At 28.7% G+C, this 21,622-nt stretch carries 17 protein-coding genes; 3 read left to right on the top strand and 14 right to left on the bottom strand.

Features of this window, described 5'->3' with window-relative positions; all coding sequences use genetic code 11:
- Positions 1 to 88 precede the first annotated feature (88 nt).
- The 11 genes from cysD to KV700_RS08025 form a co-directional block, all read right to left on the bottom strand.
- Positions 89 to 994, bottom strand: coding sequence for a sulfate adenylyltransferase subunit CysD (gene cysD / locus KV700_RS07975; RefSeq protein WP_166386939.1), 906 nt, complete (start codon positions 992 to 994; stop codon positions 89 to 91).
- Positions 995 to 1,045: 51 nt separating this feature from the next.
- Entirely contained in the window at positions 1,046 to 1,660 is a 615-nt protein-coding gene (locus tag KV700_RS07980) for a phosphoadenosine phosphosulfate reductase family protein (protein WP_166386937.1), read from the bottom strand.
- Positions 1,660 to 1,923 (bottom strand): DUF2061 domain-containing protein, encoded by a 264-nt coding sequence (locus KV700_RS07985; protein ID WP_166386935.1) that lies wholly within the window; start codon positions 1,921 to 1,923, stop codon positions 1,660 to 1,662. Before KV700_RS07985 ends, KV700_RS07980 begins: the two co-directional genes overlap by 1 nt.
- Before the next feature lie 216 nt (positions 1,924 to 2,139).
- Entirely contained in the window at positions 2,140 to 2,556 is a 417-nt protein-coding gene (locus tag KV700_RS07990) for an Rrf2 family transcriptional regulator (RefSeq protein ID WP_166386933.1), read from the bottom strand.
- A 162-nt stretch (positions 2,557 to 2,718) separates the two neighbouring features.
- On the bottom strand, positions 2,719 to 3,768 hold the full coding sequence (locus KV700_RS07995) for an efflux RND transporter periplasmic adaptor subunit (protein WP_218599724.1): 1,050 nt from the start codon (positions 3,766 to 3,768) through the stop codon (positions 2,719 to 2,721).
- A gap of 7 nt (positions 3,769 to 3,775) precedes the next feature.
- Positions 3,776 to 5,002 carry an ABC transporter permease gene (locus KV700_RS08000; protein WP_218599725.1) on the bottom strand — a complete coding sequence of 409 codons (1,227 nt, stop codon included), beginning with the start codon at positions 5,000 to 5,002 and terminating at the stop codon, positions 3,776 to 3,778.
- A gap of 7 nt (positions 5,003 to 5,009) precedes the next feature.
- Positions 5,010 to 7,115: a peptidase domain-containing ABC transporter gene (locus tag KV700_RS08005; RefSeq protein WP_218599726.1), complete on the bottom strand. Its 2,106-nt coding sequence runs from the start codon at positions 7,113 to 7,115 to the stop codon at positions 5,010 to 5,012.
- Positions 7,102 to 7,653: a peroxiredoxin gene (locus KV700_RS08010; RefSeq protein ID WP_166386925.1), complete on the bottom strand. Its 552-nt coding sequence runs from the start codon at positions 7,651 to 7,653 to the stop codon at positions 7,102 to 7,104. Before KV700_RS08010 ends, KV700_RS08005 begins: the two co-directional genes overlap by 14 nt.
- A 2-nt stretch (positions 7,654 to 7,655) precedes the next feature.
- Positions 7,656 to 8,378: a hypothetical protein gene (locus KV700_RS08015; RefSeq protein WP_166386923.1), complete on the bottom strand. Its 723-nt coding sequence runs from the start codon at positions 8,376 to 8,378 to the stop codon at positions 7,656 to 7,658.
- Between the two features lie 7 nt (positions 8,379 to 8,385).
- Positions 8,386 to 9,795: a carboxypeptidase-like regulatory domain-containing protein gene (locus tag KV700_RS08020; protein ID WP_166386921.1), complete on the bottom strand. Its 1,410-nt coding sequence runs from the start codon at positions 9,793 to 9,795 to the stop codon at positions 8,386 to 8,388.
- Positions 9,796 to 10,395: 600 nt separating this feature from the next.
- Entirely contained in the window at positions 10,396 to 10,545 is a 150-nt protein-coding gene (locus tag KV700_RS08025; RefSeq protein ID WP_218599727.1) for a hypothetical protein, read from the bottom strand.
- Positions 10,546 to 10,788: 243 nt separating this feature from the next.
- Between KV700_RS08025 and KV700_RS08030 the strand changes: the two genes are divergently transcribed.
- The 3 genes from KV700_RS08030 to KV700_RS08040 are packed head-to-tail and all read left to right on the top strand — an operon-like array spanning position 10,789 to position 15,395.
- Positions 10,789 to 11,391 (top strand): hypothetical protein, encoded by a 603-nt coding sequence (locus KV700_RS08030; protein WP_218599728.1) that lies wholly within the window; start codon positions 10,789 to 10,791, stop codon positions 11,389 to 11,391.
- A 5-nt stretch (positions 11,392 to 11,396) separates the two neighbouring features.
- Positions 11,397 to 12,140 (top strand): tol-pal system YbgF family protein, encoded by a 744-nt coding sequence (locus KV700_RS08035; protein ID WP_218599729.1) that lies wholly within the window; start codon positions 11,397 to 11,399, stop codon positions 12,138 to 12,140.
- A 54-nt stretch (positions 12,141 to 12,194) separates the two neighbouring features.
- Positions 12,195 to 15,395 (top strand): CHAT domain-containing protein, encoded by a 3,201-nt coding sequence (locus tag KV700_RS08040; protein ID WP_218599730.1) that lies wholly within the window; start codon positions 12,195 to 12,197, stop codon positions 15,393 to 15,395.
- Positions 15,396 to 15,569: 174 nt separating this feature from the next.
- On the opposite strand, the gene KV700_RS08045 is transcribed toward KV700_RS08040, so the two are convergent.
- From KV700_RS08045 to KV700_RS08055, 3 genes are all read right to left on the bottom strand, one after another.
- Positions 15,570 to 16,736: a PLP-dependent aspartate aminotransferase family protein gene (locus KV700_RS08045; RefSeq protein ID WP_218599731.1), complete on the bottom strand. Its 1,167-nt coding sequence runs from the start codon at positions 16,734 to 16,736 to the stop codon at positions 15,570 to 15,572.
- A 96-nt stretch (positions 16,737 to 16,832) separates the two neighbouring features.
- Entirely contained in the window at positions 16,833 to 20,237 is a 3,405-nt protein-coding gene (gene thrA, locus KV700_RS08050) for a bifunctional aspartate kinase/homoserine dehydrogenase I (protein WP_218599732.1), read from the bottom strand.
- An 88-nt stretch (positions 20,238 to 20,325) separates the two neighbouring features.
- A complete protein-coding gene (locus tag KV700_RS08055) occupies positions 20,326 to 21,600 on the bottom strand; it encodes an O-acetylhomoserine aminocarboxypropyltransferase/cysteine synthase family protein (RefSeq protein WP_218599733.1) in 1,275 nt (424 codons plus the stop codon).
- Positions 21,601 to 21,622: the final 22 nt, after the last annotated feature.

The raw sequence follows: 21,622 nt of genomic DNA on the forward strand, positions 1-21,622 counted from the left end.
TTGCGTTAGGGATTGAAACGACATCCTTTTTTTGATTTTTTTTCAAAAAAAGATATAGTGGAAAGCCTGTTAAAACGCCCAAAGTATTCTAAAAATACCCTTGTTGTTTACGTTTTTCCATTGCTGCTTCAGATCGTTTATCATCTATTCTTGCGCCTCTTTCTGAAATTGAAGAATCTCTAATTTCTTCTACAACTTTTGCTATATCGACTGCGTCGGATAAAACTGCTGCCGTACAACTCATATCTCCTACGGTTCTAAAACGAACCATTCTTTCTTCTACTACTTCTTCTTTATCTCTAAAAACAACTTCATCATCTGCAGACCAAATCATTCCGTCTCTCACAAAAATATTTCTTTTGTGTGCAAAATAGATTGAAGGAATTTCGATGTTTTCTTGTTCTATATAAGACCAAACGTCTAATTCTGTCCAATTAGAAATTGGAAAAACACGTACATTCTGACCTAAATCTATTCGTCCGTTTAACATATCGAATACCTCTGGACGTTGGTTTTTCTCATCCCACTGACCAAAATCATCTCTTACAGAAAAGATTCTTTCTTTTGCTCTTGCTTTTTCTTCATCTCTTCTTGCTCCACCAATACATGCATCAAAACCAAACTCCTCAATAGCGTCTAACAACGTTTCTGTTTGCAACATATTTCTACTTGCATATCTACCAGTTTCTTCTTTTACTCTACCAGAATCTATATTGTCTTGTACATTTCTTACAATTAACTCGACACCTAATTCTTTTGCTAAACGATCTCTAAATTCTATTGTTTCAGGAAAGTTATGACCTGTATCGATATGCATTAAAGGGAAAGGAATTTTTGCTGGATAGAATGCTTTTTGTGCCAAACGCACTAAAGTTATACTGTCTTTTCCACCAGAGAATAATAAAACAGGTTTTTCGAACTGCGCTACTACTTCTCTAAATATAAAAATTGCTTCACTTTCTAAAGCATCTACTTGTATTATATTGTTACTCATAATAATTTTGTCTTGGTTCTTGGTTCTAACAGCGAAGCGGTCTTAAATATTTTATGAATGTAAACCACATTCGCGGTTACTTTCTACTTTTGTTGGATCGAAATAGGTAAACTCATTTGGTAGATTTTGTTCTACTAAATAAGCATCTAACTCTTCATCTGTCCAGTTATAAAACGGACTCACTTTTACGACACCGTCTTTACTTTGAGAAACAATATCTATACTGTTTCTAAATGCAGTTTGACCTTTTCTTAAGTTTGTAAACCAAACATCTGGTTGATGTTCTTTCATAGCTCTAGAAAAAGGCTCTAACTTAACTTGCTCTGTAAACAAAACATGTTTAGGATCTTCTACAGAAGGCACTCCTAAAACAACGTTTCTATGAGCTGCCGTTTGTTTTGGTGTATATAAATGAATGTTTAAATTCAGTTTTCCTATAATTTCTTCTGCATGTTTGTACGTCTGCATCGTATTGTAACCGGTATCGCACCAAATTACTTTAATATCTTTTTGTACATCTGTAACTGCTTTTAAAATAGCTACTTCATATGGTCTGAAGTTTGTTGTTATTACAGGATTTTTGGCAAAAGAAATAGCCCAAGCTATTATTTCTGCTGGACTTTTACCTTTTAATTCTTCGTTAACTTGTGCTAAGTTTAAACTCATTATTTTCCCCATTTTACTTTATTCCATACTCGCTCGTGAAAGAAGTATAAAACTAATTTTGTTAAAAAATCTACCGAAGCAATTGATGCTGCCAATGTAAACTCACCGGTTACATAATAAGATACCACTAAAGTATCTACAGTACCAACAACTCTCCAGCTTAATGCTTTTAGCACACTTCGTAAAGGTTTTTCTGAAGACTTATCTTCTTCAAAACCTTTACTCTGTGCTTTTTTGCTAAAAATGATTTGGTCTAAAATCATAAAAAAAATTAATTCAAATAATTATCCTACTACTTTAGTAGGGTATGCAAACATACTTCAAAACTTTCTAATAGGTCGAGAAAAATTGTTAATAATTTCTAAAACCCTACAGAATTAGTAGATTAATAAAAAAAAGGTGAAAAATTTAAGGATATTTCACTACTACAAGGTTATAGTGCTAAAATATTTTATATCAGTTTAAGAGAAAAATAGCTATTAATTACAGCTACAAAGATCTGATAATGTAGTGTTTTTAAAAATTTGAAGTGAACTATCTCTAACCTGAATCATTAATTTATTAACTGCACAAAGGTTTTCGTCTGGGCAATCTGCACACTTTTCATAGAAGTTTAAACTAACGCAAGGAATCATAGCAATAGGCCCTTCTAGAACCCGCATAATAGTTGTCATCTGGATATCTTTAGGCTCCATTAAAAGGTAGTAACCACCACCTTTTCCTTTTTTAGAGGCTAATAATCCGTTTTTACGAAGTGTTAACAAAATACTTTCTAAAAACTTTAAAGAAATGTTTTCACTTTCTGATATTATTGCAATAGAAACAGGTGTTTTATCCTTTTGCCTTGCTAGATATGTTAGCGCTTTAATACCGTATTTTGTTTTTTTAGATAGCATAAAACAAAAATACGTAAATAAAAGTGATTACTATAGTAAAATAGTAGGACACTCTTTTAGAGTAAAAAAAACACGAATTATAGAAATAGAAATTCAATATTTTAATATTTTAATGCCATTTATACTTGTATCAACTATAAAAAGGCGCTTTATTATTTTTAATTACTGAATTTTGATTTTATCTGATTTTTTTAGTTTTGACAAAACTTCTGTGTAAACACCATCTGAAATACCAACTTTTACCTCAACAGTTTCGATAACATCATTTTCACCAATAAGTTCTATAAATGACTTTCTATTTCTAAAAATTATATTTTTCTCTTTAACACTTAATACATCTTCTTTATGTTGAAGCGTAAATTCTGCTAAACCAGTAAAACCAGGTTTAAGAGTAGAGATAGTATCTAAAACAATAGCACTTACTAAATAATAAAAACTTTCATCTTTCTTAATTAAAGGAATTAGCTCATTAACCCTTGCATTTACCAATTTATTATTTAGAGCCTTTATAGAAACACTAAAAGTATCTCCGATCTTAATATGAGAAATATCTGACTCTGTAATCTCAAATTCATACATAAAACTACTAGTGTTAACTATTGTAGCAATCGTATTACCATCATTATACGTGTTTCTTTTTGTTACGTTTACTCCTTTTTTTACTAATACATTTAAAACCTCTCCATTAATAGTTGCTTTTACAATATTTGGTGATGCATTAACATTTTTAGAAAACCCTTTTTGAGAAATATTGTAGTTATTTTGAGCATTAGAATTTTCGATTTTAGCAAAATTAAGTTCTAATGCTGTATTTTCAAATTCCATTCTTGATATTACTCCTTTATTAAATAAATTAGTATTTCTATTATGATTGATTATTTTTTGCTTTAAGTCTGTACTTGCAATTCTTAAAGCCTTTTTTGTTCTTTCTAATTCTTCAGGAATTGGAACAATTCTTAATTTTGCAATTTTATCTCCTACAGATACTTTGTCTCCACTCTTTATATAAATTGAATCAATAATGCCTGATATTTCTGGCTGAACCAATACCATTTCATAAGGTTTAAATTTACCCAAAAAGAAGTTGGTTTTACTAATGTCTCTATATTTAGGAGCTTCGTTAGGAATTGTTTTTTGTGTGTTTTTAAAAGTAATAACGGCAAACCCAGCCCCTATTAATAGTATTATAAAAAAAATGATTCCTTTATTCATCTACGTATTAATTGTTTAAAGTTCTTAATGCTTCTATTGGTAAAATTTCTGAAGCTTTTCTTGCAGGTATTATACCGGCAATACATCCTGACACTGTTAATAAAAATATTGCTGATAAAATAACATACTTGTTAATATCTAAAATTAGAAACTCGTTATTTCCACCACTAATTTCTATATATAAATTGATAAGATATATTAAAAAGAACCCAACAATTAAGCCTATAACTCCAGAAACCACCGTAATTATTAAAGATTCTATTAAAACCATAATCTGAATTGAATTTGGTGTAGCTCCTAAAGCTTTTCGTATACCAAACTCCCCTATTCTATCTTTAACAATAACAGTCATTATATTAAAAATACTTAACATGCCACTTATTAAAAAAGAAATTCCGATAAACCATAAAAACAGATTTATAGCATTAAATAAAGTATTGAACGTTTTTAATGTATTTTCGATATTATTAAAAAAGAAAGCTGTTTTATCTTTGGGGTTTATTCCTTTTTTTATTGATAAATAGACTTTAAGTGTTTTTTGAAATTCTTCTGTGTTAACTTTACTTTTTAACGATAAAATAAATTCATTAAAACTTCTTTGAGTGCTTATATTTAATGCGTTTTCATAATGGATATAAGCATTGTAACCTGAGTTATTAAATAAGTTATCTTTTTCAATAACACCTATAATTTTATAACCAACATTATTTAAAAAAACAATTCTACCTACACAATTAATATTATTGAAGAGATTTTTTGCAATTTCATAACCTAAAATAATATTTTTCCTACTACGATCTCTAGTATTAAAAACTCTTCCTTTATTTAATTTAAGTGTTTTTATATTGAAATATTTTTCATTAACACCTTTTAGAGAAAATCGATTAATACTTTTTCTTTCTGAAGTAATTGCTGGTATTTTAACATCAACAACTGGTGATATATTCTCTATATAGTTAAAAGTAGAAGATATTTTTTTGATATCTAAAATATTAAAAGTAATTAAATCTCCTTTATTTACACTAATGTCTGATATAGAAGCTTCACCAGAAAAGACTTCAATTGTTTTAACCGTGTAATCCGAGAAAATTTTTTTAACGCCATTTTGAAGGCCTTGACCAGTACCTACTAACAAAATTAACAACATAATTCCCCATGCCACTGTAATGCCAGCAATAATGCTTTTATCTTTATTTTTATAGATAGCACTTAAAATCTCAGGTGTTCTAAACATTTTAAGCCTATTTTAGTGAAATTATTTTATCCTTTAACAAATAAGTGTTTGCTAAATTATTAGAAGATAATTCTTCATTATGAGTAATAAAAAGAATTATCATATCTTTTTTAATCACATCTAGAATTTCTAAGATTCGATTTTGAGTAGCGATATCCATTGAAGCTGTTGCTTCATCTAAAATTAAAACTTTTGGTTTAAAAAACAGAGCCCTTGCTATAGCTATAATCTGTTTCTCTCCTCCAGAAGGCGTTACACCTTCCTCTCCTAAAACTGTCCAATAAGAGTCTTTAAATTTTGAAAAAATATTTTCAATTTTTAGCTCATTTCTGCAAAAATCCATAACCTCATTATCATCTTTTTTATCATTTAAAGATATGTTATATAAAATGTTTTCATTAAAAATTTTAATATTTTGAGGCACATAGGCTATTTGATTTCTCCATAGATTTGTTTCTATAGACTCAAGTAAATAGTTGTTATTTATTGTAATAGTACCTGTATTCTGCTTATAGAACTTTAATAAGAGTTGAGACAAGGTACTTTTTCCACTTCCGCTTTGGCCTTTAAGAAAAGTTATTTGTCCTTTATTTAAGGTTAAATTAGCTGCAGTTATTAGAAAATCTTGTCCTGGGTAAGAAAAAGATAAATTATTGATAGAAATGGTCTGTATATCTTCAATTATTTTAGAATTAGAGCTTACTTTCTTTTCATCAATTTCATCACTTCTCTCTACAAAATCAAACATACGCTCAATAGCTATTTTACTTTCAAAAATTTCAAAGTTAAGCTGAACAATACCTTTCATTCCTTCAATAATCATAAATATCAATGAGATAATAGCTATTAAATCTCCAACCTCTAAAACTCTATTAAAGACTAACAAAACAGCATATGCAATTCCAGAAGCGCTAATAATTGTACTACAAATTTCAATTAAAGTACCTTGATTGATTTCATATTTAAATAGACTTAATATTGAATTCTGAAAAGACTTATAAAAGCTTGCATTTTTTTTAAAGTAAAAGCTTTCTTTATTAAATACTTTTATAGTTTCTATTCCACTTATTGTATCGATATAATTAGACTCGGTTTGAGCATAATCATTAAACATTTTATGTTGAAGTTTCTTTATTTTCTTATTAAAAAGCCAAGAACAGAGATAAAGGATAGGAAAAGAGGCTAAGACTATTAATGCAACTTCTACTGAATAATAAATTAAAAAACCTACTGCTACAATTATCATAAAAAACTGAATAAAAGAATCGGCTATAATTGTTTTAATATTTTGCTGAATACGTTCTGTATCATTCATCCTAGCAATCATATCTCCTTGTCTTTTACTATCAAAAAAAACCTTAGGCATTTTTAATAATCGCTTAAAAAAGAAACGAAAAACACGAACGTTAAAATTGTAAGCTTGCTGAATTAAAACAACAGACCGAACATAATTTAGTGCTATTGTAATTAAAAGTAAGACAAACCATATAGTTAGTGTTTTAAATAGTAACGACAAACTTCTGGAAGGCAATACAACATCTATTAGTTTTTCTGTAAAAACTAAAGTAGTCATATTTAGTAACGCAATAACAATCCCTAAAAACACAGCAGAAATATAATATGACGCGTCTTTTTTCATCATATTTAAAACCCAGTTCAAATATCCTTTACCTGACGTTTTTAACGAAACACCACCCTTTTCTTTCTTAACGATAAGGATATAACCATCTTTCCAGATTTCCAATAAATCTTCTTCAGAATACGTTACCAAACCAATGCCTGGATCTACAACTGTAAACCCCTTTTTTTCATGATAATCAAAACAAATTAAATAATGTAAAAAGCCATTAAGTTCAACATGAAGAAAAAATGGTTCTTTTATTTTTTTTATATCTTCAATACTAGCTTGATAAGCCTCTGACAACAAACCTACTTTTTCTGAAGCCTGAATTAAACCTAACAATGAGGTGCCTTCAGAGTTTGTTCCGCTAATTTCTTTAAGATACTCTAAGTTTGCATCACCTCCGTAGTAACGGAGTGCCATCTTTAAACAGGCACAACCACAATCTTTTTGGTCATGTTGCAAAACAACATATTTCTTATACTTGTTCATCAACTTGTGCCGCTTTAATATATCTTAAAATAGTTTTTACTGGCACATCATCATTAATTTTTTTGATAAGTTCCTGCTTTGTATTATAAATAAAATATGTAGGTGTAATAGATTCTTTAAAGAGTGCATAAAAATCTTCAGAACTACACTGTAAAAATTTAATGTTTGGAACAAGGTTTAAATTATGTCGCTTTTTATAAGCCTCAATTTTATCTTTTGAACTATAAGAAACGAACAAAACCTGAGACTTTTCGTGAAACTTCTTAAAGGAACCAAAAACCTTACCAGATTTATTACAAAGACCACAATCCGGATCAAAATAAACCAAAACCAAACTCTTATCTTTCTTTAAACTATATCTAGAATAAGGAATTGAATCAAGTGTAAAAAACTCAAATAAAGGAAGTTTAGTACTATTACTTTTAGTAAAAGTTGTTTTTTCTTTTTCTATTTCTTTTATGCTTAAAGCCTTGTGGGCAACTACAAAAATAATTGCAGACAAACCAAGAACTATTATACTAATTATTATTTTTCTCATCATTAAAAAAGGTCAAAAAGGTACCAAAATACGGTGTTATAAAAAACAAATACAATTAAGTAACTTATATAAGAATACCTTAGCAATAGACTTAATTTAAAGTTGGCATAAAATACTTTTATAAGTAATACAACAAATAAAGGGAATAAGAAAAATACAAAATCTGTTTGCGAAACTATTTTCCACAACCAAGTAGATGTTTCTTCTTTAACAAAAAAAGTACTAAAAGTAAACTTACTTGAAAAAGATTGAATATCATTTAACTGATAACTATTGTTAAAAATTAAAAAATATATTGCAGATATAATTTCTGTGAAATAAAATAAAACATAACTTAGAAAAGATGCTTTTAATAAGTGAGAAAATTTTATAATATGAAGCCTTTTATGAAACAATAATAAAATTAAGAACGTACCACTAAAACCAAAAACAACAATTAACATAGGCACTAATATTGCTATTAAATCAATATAAAGATAATCCCACCCGTAAGTATTTGTTTCTGCTGCGTTTTGTTCAAACTCTTGAAGTTCATCTTCGAAATCAGATAAATCTAAGTCCAAATCTTTAAAATCATTATACTTTGTTTCAAATTTCTCGTTCAAATATTTATTATAAACCTCATCGCTTAATACCACATCTGTTGATATAAACGAAATAATATAGCAGATAATAATGATTATTAGTGCTATTAAAAAAAGATTACTGTTTAAAAATTTTTTCATTAAAATATTAATTATTGTTTAAGAATTGTTCTTTTAAATTCATTTTTTGTTCTAAATCCTTTACTTGCTTTTGTTGCTCTTTACTCTCTAAAAAAATATTATAATTATCCCAAAAAGAAGGGTTATACTTTTTTTTAAGGAATAAATTATCATTCCAAAGCTTAAGATTTGAAGTTATTTTAGAAATTGCATTCTTTTGATTTATTATTTCTGAGAATAAAATTTCTTGATGAGATATATGACCAATTGATGGAACTTCTTTTTTATTATTTTCTATATTTCTTAACAAACGAAGATTGTTTGTTTTAAATGTTTTGTGAGATATATAGAAGGGATACATTTTTTCGTTATATTCTTTAAATTTAATATTTGTAGCGTATAGCATTTTTTGACCTGTGACTTTTCGTCGATGATGAGGTTTTGCTAACAATACAGAATACTCTACTTCTGTTATAGCATAACTTTTATTCTGCACAAATAAATACCCAACATCTAACCTACTTGATTTTTTATTTAATTTAGAGAATTTTATTTTGTAAACTCTTTCGTCTCCATACCCTAAAACGGTATCTATTTTAAACTTATATAGCTTTAAGTTCTTTTTACTAAACGAAGCTTCATTTTTATTAAAGTAGCGAATTTTATTTATATCTGTAGATAGCAGTTTTTCTATTAGTCCCATTTCTTTATTATAGCCAGATGTATAATGGTTATCATAGAAAACAAAAGCTTTATCTAATTCTATTGGAGAAATAGCTTTGTAATCTTTAGCTATTTTATAATTTTTTCTGAAGCTAGAATTGTTAACATCACGTAAATAAGTTCTCACCATATATGCTGTATCTAAAACCCTGTTGTCTAAAGATTTTCTATTTTCTAGTACATTAATTTTTACTCCTCTTTTTTCATCAAAGCCTGGGTCATACATTTCAAATGCGCCCTCAACAAGCCATTTGTATTCTTTTTCTGTTTTTTCTGTGTGCCTTATAAATCCTTTTGCTACATAAGGTTCTATAGGAAGATTGGTCTCGTAGTTCTCAAACGCTTTTTCAACAATTTGAAACCCATCTAGCTTGGTTTTACTTGTAGTGATTATCACCTCATCAAGAAGCACATTGATAGGCTTTAGTTTTATTATTATATCGCTATGTCTTTTTAATTTTAAAACCTCTATTTCTTGAGTTTCAAATCCTAATGAAGAAAACATAAGAGTCTTGTTGCTAAGTTTCTCAGAGATTCTCAATACAAACGCTCCATCTTCATTAGATATAGTCCCTATTGATGTGTTGTTAAAATATATGTTAGCATTTACAACAGGAGTATTTGTTTCTGTATTTAGAATAACCCCTTTTATAGGATCTTGCCCATATAATATGGAAATAAAAAATAATTGAAAAATAAGTATAATTTTTTTCATAATTTGATTTTAAAAAAAGCTATTTATTACAACGAATAAACAGCTTTCTTATTATCTAATTTTAAAATAAGATAGTTTCTCTTAACAAATTCTAAGGAATCTTTCAATAGCGCTTACGGAACCATTCATGCCTCTACGGTACAACCTGTCCCATCTTCTGGGTGACGGCCCTCCTCCTTTAATTTCTGTTGTTGTTTTTAAATCTAATTTTATCATAATTATTTAATTATTGTACCTACTTTATTCATATAAGCTTTTCGGCTACCGATTTTAGTGAGCCTTTTTACTAGCTTTATTATTATTATTATTGTATCAAAAAAATAAGTTCTAAAAAAGGTATTCTATTTATAGAGATTAAGAATTATAAAAAAAACAGAAAGAGTTATTTATTAAAATAAATAACTCTCTTTTTTTGAATATTTAACTTAATTACAAATTCTAGCATGAGTATTACCAGCACGCCAAGAACCTTTCAAGAATCGACGCATTAGTCTAGCGCATCTTCTTGGAGATGGCCCTGATATCCCTCCTATAACTTCTGTTGTTGTTTTTAAATCTAATTTTGTCATAATTTTATTTTTTAATTATTATTAATACCTATTACATACAAATACGATCATATCTTCTCGCTGCAGAATCTGAACCTCCAATTCCATAACCTCTTCGAAACAATCTAGCACATCTTCTCCCTGTTGGCCCTTTTTTCCCTCCTTTAACTTCTGTTGTTGTTTTTAAATCTAATTTTGTCATAATTTTTTAAATTATTTAATTATTATACCTACTCTATTCATATAAGCTTTTCGGCTCCCGCTTTTTAGAATACAATATTTATAAATCAGTTTCAGTTTACACAGAAACTTAATCCACTAGCATCGCTTCCCACGTATATGATGCAGATTAAAATAATAATAACAAGTTTTTTTTTATTTTTCTCATAATTATAAAAAACCTAGAATGACATGTATCTATTTTTAGTATCATTGCAGTTCTTATATGACAGAAATTAATCTCAAAAAAATAATTGGTAGTGCTATTAATGGAAATGAACTTCTATTTAATAGGTTTTTTGAAGATACTTTCAAAAAACTACTACCCAAACTAACTGTCCTTACTAACTCTAATGATGATGCACAAGAAATTTTTGTAACATCTATGCATAAATTTTGGGAACGTTTTGTTATTAAACAAGAAAAGTTACCTCATAATAGTACAGGGTACATTTATATGATGTGCAGAAATGCATGGTTCTTAAATAAAAGACAACCATGGAGTAAGGTAATTTTAGATAGCAACAACACATACATCCTTACTAAATCTAATGATGATAATTTAGATACAGCACAAAATAAAGAAGACATAGAAAACAGTAATTTACTAAAACATAAAGCCTTATCTATTGCTATTAATTTGTTATGCGATAAATGCACAAAACTTATTGAAACAGAGTTAGATAAGAATATAAAATTAAAAGATCTACAGCAAGAAATGGGCTATGCCAATTACCAAGCTTTAGTACAGGCAAAATATAATTGTAAAAAAAAACTAGTCAAAAAAGTTTTTGAGGCTTTAACTAATTTGAAAAAAAATAATTCTTAAAAATCATGATTCAAGAAAAAGACATCGACTTAATTACGCGTTTTTTTGACTTAGCTCTTTCTGATGACGAATTAAAAGAGCTAGAACAAAGGTTATTGAATGATGTAGAGTTTCGTGAAAAATTAGAGACCTACAAAGAAGCTAATCATATAGTAAATGAACATTATCTGGATGATGATAAACAAGCTAAAACAGATAAATGGAAAGCAATTTTAAAGACTGATAAAACGATAAAATCTACCAAAAAAACCAATTGGAAGTGGATAGGAGCTATTGCTGCAGGATTTGCACTCTTATTTTCATTTTGGGTACTTAACAATACATTACAAGAACCAGATATAAATAAACTCTTAGCCAATGCTTGGGATAAAAAAATTGGCCTCAACCAAAACATTACTCGTAGCGCTAGTAAAGATTCTATAAAAGACAAAATTACAATGGCTTTTAAGACCTATAACAAAAAAGATTATCAATCTACTATTCATCAAGTAAGTAATTATAAAACAGGTACCTTGTATTATGAAGATGTTTTATTGCTTAGAGGACTTTCTTACTACAAAAAAAACAAAATAGATATTGCATTAAAAACATTAGATACACTTTCTAATTATCATACTGGTAAAAAATCTAAGGTTGCTAATTGGTATCAAGGGCTTATTTATCTCGAACAAGGAAATACTAAAGCAGCTAGCAAGTTTTTAAAATTACCTAACTACAACATAAAAGAATTACAACTCTTAGAACACTAGTTATACAACACAACTAGCACATACAACATACTCCCCCCTTTAATATTATAAATAATGTATAAAAACAAAATTATTTGGGGAGTATTGGTTATTCTCATTTTTACTTCAAAAATATTTTCTCAAATAAAAAATGATACTTTAATAGCTTCTAAGTATTACAACAAAGCAGATTCATTACAAGAAATAAAAAACTATAACAAGGCCATTTTTTTTTATAATAAAGCATTACCCACTTATAAAAAAAACAGCGCATGGAAAAGAACTGTTGATTGTTATAACCGATTATCTCAAATTAACAGGTATAATAGAAAATTAGAGTCCTCTTTATCGTATGCAAAAACAGCCTTAGAACTTACGTCCCTATACCTACCTAAAGAAAGTGAACAAGCGGCAGATACTTACCACAACATAGGGTTCTATTATTACGGAATATTAGATTTAGATAAAACTATTTATTATTTAAACAAAAGTCTAGTTATTAGACAAAAAATATTTCCTAAAAACCATCCTAAGTTAGCATTATCCTACAACAGTATTGGCGCTACATATAATAAAAAAGGAAAATTTGAATTAGCTATTTCCTATTTTAAAAAAGCTTTAAAAATTAATATTCTTCACAAAAAAAACAAAGAGATATCTAGTAACTACAATAATATTGGAACCATATATACACAAACAAGAAAATTAAATTTAGCTTTAAAATATTTTAAAAAAAGTTTAGAAATAAAGAAAAAAAACAAAGGTAATATTTTACATATAGGTACTAATATGAACAATATTGCTATAACATTAATTGAATTACAAAGGTTTCACGAAGGGCTTGACTACTTATTTAAAGCCATTCCAATTTTAAATAATAAAAAAGGAGAAAGATTTCTAACATCTACCTACCAATTTATAGCCATCGTTTATCGTAGTAAAGGAGAAAATAATAAAGCATTACAATATTTTAATAAGAGTTTAAATATTAGCCTTAATTACTACAAAGAAAACCACCCTATAACAAGCGACATAATTAGTGGTATTGCTAGTATTTACACTAATAAAGCAGATTTTGAAAATGGCATAATTTTTGAAAAAAGAGCATTAAATAATTATATAAACGTTTACGGAGAAAAACACCCCAAGGTTTCTAATAGTTACCAAATTATTGGGTATAACTTATCTTCTAAAAAAGAATATGCAGAAGCATTAAAGTATCTTAAAATTGCTTTAAAAATTAACAAAGATATATTTGGAAACAACAACCCTATTACAGCAAATTCATATAAACTACTTGCCAACTTTTATAATAAAAAAGAAGATTATAATAGTGCTTTAAAATACTATAAAAAAGGTCTAGAAATAATACAAAACAACTATGGAGTTAACCACATTCTTACCTCTAATTTTTATTTTAAAATAGGAATTATTCATCAAAACATAAAAGAATACCAATTAGCTTTAAACTTTTTTAATAAAGCTTTAAAGGCGAATTCTAAGAAGATTAACGATACTTATTATGATTATCAATTGGCATTAAATATAGTACACAAAAAAGCTCAAACGCTAAATTTATACTATTTACAAACTAAAGAAAACAACAATTTAAACCAAAGTATACAATTATATTACCAGGCAGATATTATCATAGACTACATCCGTCAATCTTTTAATAATCATCAAGATAAATTGTTGCTATCAAAACAAGCAAAAGCAATTTATGCAGATGCTATTGCATCACATTTATTGAAATATAAAAACACTAAAGAAAACAAGTATTTAGAAGATGCCTGGTATTTTTCAGAAAAGAGTAAATCAAACACTTTAAAAGATTTATTAAATGATGCATCTTCTAAAAAATTTTCGGGGATACCAGATACTCTTTTAGAAGTTGAAAAAAACATAAGATCTAATCGTGCCTATTATCAATCACAAATAGTTTCTGAACGATCTAAAAACAGTACAGATTCAGAAATAATTAAACATTTTGAAGATGAATTATTTGCTATAAATCAAAAAAACGATTCTCTAATTAAAATACTTGAAAAAGAGTATCCTAAATATTATCAACTAAGCCATAAAAACAAAAAATTATCTATTACTGATATTCAGAAAAAAATAAATAAAAATACTACAATCCTAGAATTTTTTACAACTGAAGATAGAACATACGCTTTTACAATTTCAAAAAAGAATATTTCAATAAAAGAATTTAAAGTGTCTGAGTTGTCTAAAAAAATAGATTATTTTAGAAATACTATTACTTCAGAAAATATAGAAGATTATAAAAAAATAGCTAGCAGTTTGTATAAAGAACTTATAAAACCAATAAAAGATAAACTAATTGGAGATAATTTAATTATTATACCAGATGGATCTTTATGGTACCTAAATTTCGATTTATTACTAACTAAAGAAGCTAAGAAAGAAAATACTAGAAATTTATTTTATTTACTAAAAAAATACACAATATCGTATGCTAACACAATAGACCTATTATTTAATCCTATAAATAATAAGAAACAATCTAAAATAAGAAAAGAATGTCTCGCTTTTTCGTTTTCAAATGAAACGAATATTAAACAAATAACAACTCTAAAAGAGGATCTACCAGGAACCAGAAAAGAACTAAAAGCGATCTCTAAAATTATAGATGGTCAATATTTTTATGATTCGGAAGCTGCGGAAGCAAATTTTAAAAAAAATGCTGATAAATACAATATACTACACTTAGCATTACATGGGGAAGTAGATGATGAGCATCCACAAGAATCTAGATTATACTTTACAGAAAGTAAAGATTCTATAGAGGATAATATTTTATACAATCATGAACTTTTTGCGTTAAACATTCCTGCAGATCTTGTAGTATTAAGTGCTTGTGATACAGGAATAGGTAAAATTGCTAATGGAGAAGGCTTAATGAGCTTAGGAAATGCTTTTCAATACGCAGGAGCTAAAAGTCTGTTATTAAGTAGATGGAAAGTTTCTGATAAAACTACACCCGAATTAATGAAATATTTTTATTCTAACCTAAAAAAAGGAATGACTAAACCTAAAGCTCTACAACAAGCAAAATTAAATTATCTAAAAACGACTGAGGCATTTTACACAAACCCTTTTTATTGGGGCAGTTTTTATATTATAGGAAATACTGATGCTATTCCTTTTAATAATGATATAAATAATAGATATTACTGGATTATTGGAATTTTATTTTGTCTTTTTTCAATCTATTATTTTAATAAAAATAAAAGACACAAATTAAAATAAAATCCATTTAGAAACTTTACTTTTTTTATCTATTTTTTAACGCATCAAACGAATAGATAATTACCCCTAAAAGCTATTAAAATCTTACTCTATTTTTAAAAAGCGCATAAAAAAACACGAAGTATAGAAATAGAACTTCTATAATTCGTGTTTAATATTTATTCAATCTTTTTATTATAGTGCTAACGCTTGTTTTAAATCGGCTATAATATCTTCTGCATGTTCTAAGCCTACAGAAACACGTACCAAACCATTTGTAATACCAACTTCTAATCTATCTTCTTCAGATAAACGTCCGTGAGTAGTAGAAGATGGATGTGTTACAATAGTTCTTGTATCTCCTAAATTAGCAGATAATGAACACATTTTTATTTTGTCTAAAAAATTTCTTCCGGCCTCAATACCTCCTTTAATCTCGAAAGCAACAATACTTCCTCCTAATTTCATCTGATTCTTAGCAACTTCATATTGTGGATGAGACTTTAAAAATGGATATTTTACAAACTCAACATTTTCATTTCCTTCTAAAAACTCAGCAACTTTTAAAGCATTTTCACAATGCTTGTCTACTCTTATAGACAACGTTTCTAAACTTTTAGACAATACCCAAGCGTTAAACGGTGACATTGCCGGACCAGTATTTCTTGCAAAAAGGTAAATTTCTCGCATTAAATCTGCTCTACCAACCGTTACCCCTCCTAAAACTCTTCCTTGTCCGTCTATTAATTTTGTTGCAGAATGAATTACCAAATCTGCTCCGAATTTTATAGGTTGTTGTATATATGGTGTTGCAAAGCAATTATCAACAATAAAAATAAGGTTGTGCTTTTTTGCAATTTTACCAATCAACTCTAAATCTAAAATATCTACAGCTGGGTTTGTTGGCGTTTCTATATAAAGAATCTTTGTATTTTCTTTAATTAAGCTTTCTATTAAATCTACTTCATCAACCTTAAAATAAGATGTTTCTATATTCCATTTTGGTAAAAATTTGGTAAACATACTGTGTGTAGACCCAAAAACAGAACGACAAGAAACTACATGATCTCCAGCATTTAATAAAGCTGCAAATGATGAAAATATAGCAGACATTCCTGTTGCAAAAGCATAACCTGCCTCTGCACCTTCCATAACCACAATTTTATCTACAAATTCTGTGGTGTTTGGGTTTGTAAAACGACTGTATAAATTACGTTCTTTTTCTTCTGCGAAGGATGCACGCATGTCTTCTGCATCGTCAAAAACAAAACTAGAGGTTAAATATAAAGGTGTAGAATGTTCAGAAAACTGACTTCTTTCTGTTTGATTTCTTATTGCTTGTGTTTCGAAATGTTTGCTCATTGTTTATGATCCTTTATCCTGCAAGGTCTTTTTTTTACCTTGTAGGTATTTATTAATTATATACCTACAAGGTTTTTAAAACCTTGCAGGATAACTCTAATTATTATGTTTTGCTAATCTTAAAATGTCTCCAAAAACACCTCTTGCAGTTACACTTGCTCCCGCTCCTGCTCCTTGAATTACAATTGGTTGTTCTCCGTAAGATTCTGTGTAAATTTCAAAAATTGCATCAGAACCTTTTAAGGAACCTAAAGGAGTACTTTTATCCGTAGAAACTAATTTTACTTCTAATTTCCCTTTATTTTGTGATAAATCTCCACTTAACTCACCAATATAACGTAAAACATGGTTTTCCTCTTGATTTTCTTTTAATTTTTGATATTCGTCATTCAATAATTCTAAATTCCCTAAGAAATCTGCAACAGAACCTTCTCTTAAATTCTCCGGAATTAAATTCTTTATTTCAACCTCATCAAATTCATTTTCTAATTCTAATTCTCTTGCTAAAATTAGTAATTTTCTAGCAACATCATTTCCTCCTAAATCTTCACGAGGATCTGGCTCTGTAAATCCTTTATCAATTGCTTCTTGCAATGTTTTAGAAAAAGAAACATTTTCCGCAGAAAAAGTATTAAATAAATAACTTAAACTACCAGAAAACACACCTCTAATTTTTGTGATATTTTCTCCAGATTCATGTAATAAACGAATGGTATCTATTAAAGGCAAACCTGCACCAACATTGGTCTCGTACAAATATTGCTTTTTGTATTCTTTTAACTTCGCTCTTACTTCTTTGTAAAAATCGAATGATAATGTATTTGCTATTTTATTACAAGAAACTAAATCGAAACCAGCTTCTATAAACGGAATGTAATTACTTACAAAGTTGACGCTCGCCGTATTATCTACTGCAATTAAATTCTCAAAATGATTTGCATTTGCAAATGTGATAATATCATTAACAGTTACATTTTCTTCTCCATTTTCTAATAAATTTTGTTTCCAATCTTTAGAAACTCCATTTTTATTCAACAACACTTTTTTAGAGTTTGCTACTGCAAAAACATTTAACTGAATTTTTCTTCGCTCTAAAACAGATTGTGTATTTTCTATAATTTGATCAATTAACGTACCGCCAACCAAACCTTTACCAAAAACGGCAATATTTATTTTTTTTGTAACTCCAAAAACCTGACCGTGAATTACATTTACTGCTTTGTAAACCTGCTCCTTTTTAACCACCAAACTCACGTTTTTACCAGTAACTGTGTTATTGAATAAAAGTGGTACAATTTGGTTTTTGATTAATGCATTATAAGGATGATGAAATTCACTTAAATCTTGTCCGATAATAGAAATTACCGCCACATTATTTACAATCGAAATCTGATGTACATCTTGCGAATAAAAATCATTTTCGAATTCTTTTTCTAACGCAGTAACCGCTTCAACAGCTCTATCTGCATCAATAATAAAACCGATTCCTCTTTCTGATGAACCTTGTGCAATAATACTTACACTAATATTACGATCACTTAAAACCTTAAAAATACGTGCATCAACACCAACTTTACCCAATAAACCCCTACCTTCAAAATTTAGTAAAGCAACATTATCTATGGTAGCAATTGATTTTATTCCTTTTGCTGATGAAGATTCTGATGTAATTAAAGTTCCTTTATCTTCTTTATGAAATGTATTTAAAATTCTAAGATTGATATTTTTCTCTAATAACGGAATAATGGTTTTTGCATGTAAAATAGTTGCTCCAAAATTGGCCATTTCATTCGCTTCTGAGAACGATAATTGTTCAATTTTTTTTGCATCTGCCACTAAATCTGGATTTGCAGTAAAAATTCCGCTTACGTGTGTATAATTCTGTAATTCATCCGCATCTAAATAATTAGCCAATAAAGCTGCTGTATAATTACTTCCATTTCTACCTAAAGTGGTAGTTTCTCCTTTTTTGTTAGCGGCAATAAAACCTGTAACAATATTAACTGTGGTGTCATTATTTTTGAAAAAATTAATCACATTTTCTTTAGAAACCGCAGTAATAGGTTGTGCATTTCCAAAGTTTTCATCTGTAATAATTAAAGATCTAGAATCTACGGCATTTGCAGCAATATTTTCTTTCTCTAACAAACTTGCTACCATTTTTACTGATAACAATTCGCCTTGTGCTAAAACCTCATCTTTAATTTTATGACTATAATCTCCCAATAAAGAAACACCTTCAAAAATAGTTTCTAATTTAGAAAACTCTTCAGAAAAATCGACAGTACTATTTGGTTCTGATTGATATGTTTTAAACTTTTCAAACTTGGTTTTATACTCCTTTTTTGATGCTGCCTTCTCTAAAATAGCTTCTAGCTCGTTTGTAGAATTCCCTCTTGCAGAAGCTACAACCGTTACTTTTATTCCGGCTTTATATTTACTTGCAATAATTTCTATTGCATTTTCTAATCCTTCACCATTGGCTAAAGATTTTCCTCCAAATTTTAATACTTTCATCTTCTTTTCTCTATAATCTTTATTAAAAATAGGCTCAATAATTTTTTGTAATTGGTCATATTCCATCAAAAAAGCATCATGACCATGCACAGAGTTAATTTCATTATAGGTAACATTATCTTTTGTTAATGCTAACTTTTTATGCGTTTCTCTGTTTTCTTCCGCAGTAAAAAACAAGTCTGAATCCACACCTATAATATGAATATTGGCATTAATTTTATCTAAAATCTCAATATCTTTTTGTCCTCCAACAGTAACATCAATCGTTTTTAACAATTGATTCATTAATTTATAAGACGATAATTGATAGCGTTCTTGCAATGATTTTCCGTGATGCAACAACCAACTTTCTACATCAAAAATATCTGAATCTTCTTTTTTAGATCGATGAAAACGTTCTTTAAAACTTTCTGGCGTTCTATAACACAACATGGCGTGCATTCTTGCATCATGTACAGGATTGCTAGAATTTACCAAAAATTGTTCTTGAATTTGACAATTGGCTATTAACCAATCTGTAGATTTCCAATCGGTTGCAATGGGTAAAAAATGTTGTGTAAAATTGTTATTTAACACCATCATTTCCCATGCAATTCCACCTCCTAAAGAACCTGCAATCAATGCAAATAAAGTATCAATTTTTAATATAGATAAACCTTGAAGAAAGATTCTTGCAACATCTCTTGCTATAAAATCTTTATAGTTATCAATTAAAACACCATCGAAACCATTACCAGGAATATTAAAGGATAAAATGGTATAGGTTTTAGTATTAATTGCCTTTTCATCTCCAACAATATCTTGCCACCAGCCTTCTTTACCTGCAACATAAGAGTTACCGGTAAGTGCATGGTTTACCAAAATGATAGGAGCTGTACCTAAATCTTGACCAAAAACTTGGTAACTTAAATTCATTTCCGGAATTAAGGTACCTGATTCTGTAGTAAAATCTTTTATTTTGATATGTTGTAATGGATGTTCCAAGTTATTTACTGAATTTTAAATTATTCTCTATTTAAGCGCAGTCGAAAAATAATAATAGTTCTCGACTGCGCTTGAACAGACACACTCATTATATTTTTGAAAAAGCGGCTGTTAAATCTGCTTTTAAATCTTCTAAATCTTCAATACCAACAGACAATCTAATTAAATCTTGACTTACACCAGCGCTTGCTTGTGCTGCTTCACCTAATTGTTGATGCGTTGTACTTGCTGGGTGAATTATTAATGATTTTGTATCACCAATATTTGCTAATAAAGAGAATAATTTGGTATTATCAGCGATTGTTTTTGCTGCTTCAAAACCACCTTTTACTCCAAAAGTTACCAAACCACTTTGTCCTTTTGGTAAATACTTATCTGCTAACGTTTTGTATTTATTACTATTTAAACCAGGATAATTTACCCAAGTAACCTCTTCTTGTGCTTCTAACCAGGTTGCCAAAGCCAATGCATTTTCTGAATGTTGCTTAATTCTAACTGGTAAAGTCTCTAAACCTTGAATGATATTAAATGCGTTTGTAGGACTTAAAGCTGCACCGAAATCACGTAAACCTTCTAAAATTAATTTAAAAGTAAAGGCTGCTGCACCTAGAGCTTCATGATATTTTAAACCATGATACCCTGCAGAAGGCTCTGTAAATTCAGGGAATTTTCCGTTTGCCCAGTTAAAAGTTCCTGCATCTATAATTGCACCTCCTAAAGAAGTTCCTTGTCCGCCAATATATTTTGTTAACGAATGAATTACAAGATTTGCTCCATGTTTAATAGGATTTAATAATGCCGGTGTTGCTACTGTATTATCAACTATAAAAGGAACTTCTGCTGCTTTTGCATGTTCAGCAATTGCCTCTAAATCTAACACATCTAATTTCGGGTTTCCTAAAGATTCTACAAAAAATGCTCTTGTGTTCTCTTGAACTGCAGCCGCAAAGTTATCTGGATTATCAGCATCTACAAACGTAGTTGTAATACCTAATCTTGGTAAAGTTACACTTAATAAATTGTAGGTTCCACCGTATAAGCTACTTGAAGCTACAATATGATCTCCTGCTTTTAAAAGCGTTAATAAACCCGTTGCAATTGCTCCTGTACCAGAGGCAAAAACTACGGCTCCAATTCCGCCTTCTACAGCCGCTAAACGATCTTGTAAAATTTGGTTTGTTGGGTTGTTTAATCGGGTATAAATAAAACCTAATTCTTTTAATGAAAAAAGGTTTGCAGCATGTTCTGAGTTGTTAAAAACGTATGATGATGTTTGGTAAATAGGAACCGCTCTTGTTCCTCCATTTTGTGTTACATCATGCCCTGCATGTAGAGCGTTTGTTGCTAATTTGTGCGTACTCATTTTTCTATTTTTTTTGAGTTAA

Source organism: Polaribacter sp. NJDZ03, assembly GCF_019263805.1.
Classification (GTDB): domain Bacteria; phylum Bacteroidota; class Bacteroidia; order Flavobacteriales; family Flavobacteriaceae; genus Polaribacter.

What these genes read in the sequence shown, in the direction of transcription:
- cysD (WP_166386939.1), bottom strand. Translation starts at nt 994, where the DNA reads ATGAGTAACAATATAATACAAGTAGATGCTTTAGAAAGTGAAGCAATT.
- KV700_RS07980 (WP_166386937.1), bottom strand. Translation starts at nt 1,660, where the DNA reads ATGAGTTTAAACTTAGCACAAGTTAACGAAGAATTAAAAGGTAAAAGT.
- KV700_RS07985 (WP_166386935.1), bottom strand. Translation starts at nt 1,923, where the DNA reads ATGATTTTAGACCAAATCATTTTTAGCAAAAAAGCACAGAGTAAAGGT.
- KV700_RS07990 (WP_166386933.1), bottom strand. Translation starts at nt 2,556, where the DNA reads ATGCTATCTAAAAAAACAAAATACGGTATTAAAGCGCTAACATATCTA.
- KV700_RS07995 (WP_218599724.1), bottom strand. Translation starts at nt 3,768, where the DNA reads ATGAATAAAGGAATCATTTTTTTTATAATACTATTAATAGGGGCTGGG.
- KV700_RS08000 (WP_218599725.1), bottom strand. Translation starts at nt 5,002, where the DNA reads ATGTTTAGAACACCTGAGATTTTAAGTGCTATCTATAAAAATAAAGAT.
- KV700_RS08005 (WP_218599726.1), bottom strand. Translation starts at nt 7,115, where the DNA reads ATGAACAAGTATAAGAAATATGTTGTTTTGCAACATGACCAAAAAGAT.
- KV700_RS08010 (WP_166386925.1), bottom strand. Translation starts at nt 7,653, where the DNA reads ATGAGAAAAATAATAATTAGTATAATAGTTCTTGGTTTGTCTGCAATT.
- KV700_RS08015 (WP_166386923.1), bottom strand. Translation starts at nt 8,378, where the DNA reads ATGAAAAAATTTTTAAACAGTAATCTTTTTTTAATAGCACTAATAATC.
- KV700_RS08020 (WP_166386921.1), bottom strand. Translation starts at nt 9,795, where the DNA reads ATGAAAAAAATTATACTTATTTTTCAATTATTTTTTATTTCCATATTA.
- KV700_RS08025 (WP_218599727.1), bottom strand. Translation starts at nt 10,545, where the DNA reads ATGACAAAATTAGATTTAAAAACAACAACAGAAGTTAAAGGAGGGAAA.
- KV700_RS08030 (WP_218599728.1), top strand. Translation starts at nt 10,789, where the DNA reads ATGACAGAAATTAATCTCAAAAAAATAATTGGTAGTGCTATTAATGGA.
- KV700_RS08035 (WP_218599729.1), top strand. Translation starts at nt 11,397, where the DNA reads ATGATTCAAGAAAAAGACATCGACTTAATTACGCGTTTTTTTGACTTA.
- KV700_RS08040 (WP_218599730.1), top strand. Translation starts at nt 12,195, where the DNA reads ATGTATAAAAACAAAATTATTTGGGGAGTATTGGTTATTCTCATTTTT.
- KV700_RS08045 (WP_218599731.1), bottom strand. Translation starts at nt 16,736, where the DNA reads ATGAGCAAACATTTCGAAACACAAGCAATAAGAAATCAAACAGAAAGA.
- KV700_RS08055 (WP_218599733.1), bottom strand. Translation starts at nt 21,600, where the DNA reads ATGAGTACGCACAAATTAGCAACAAACGCTCTACATGCAGGGCATGAT.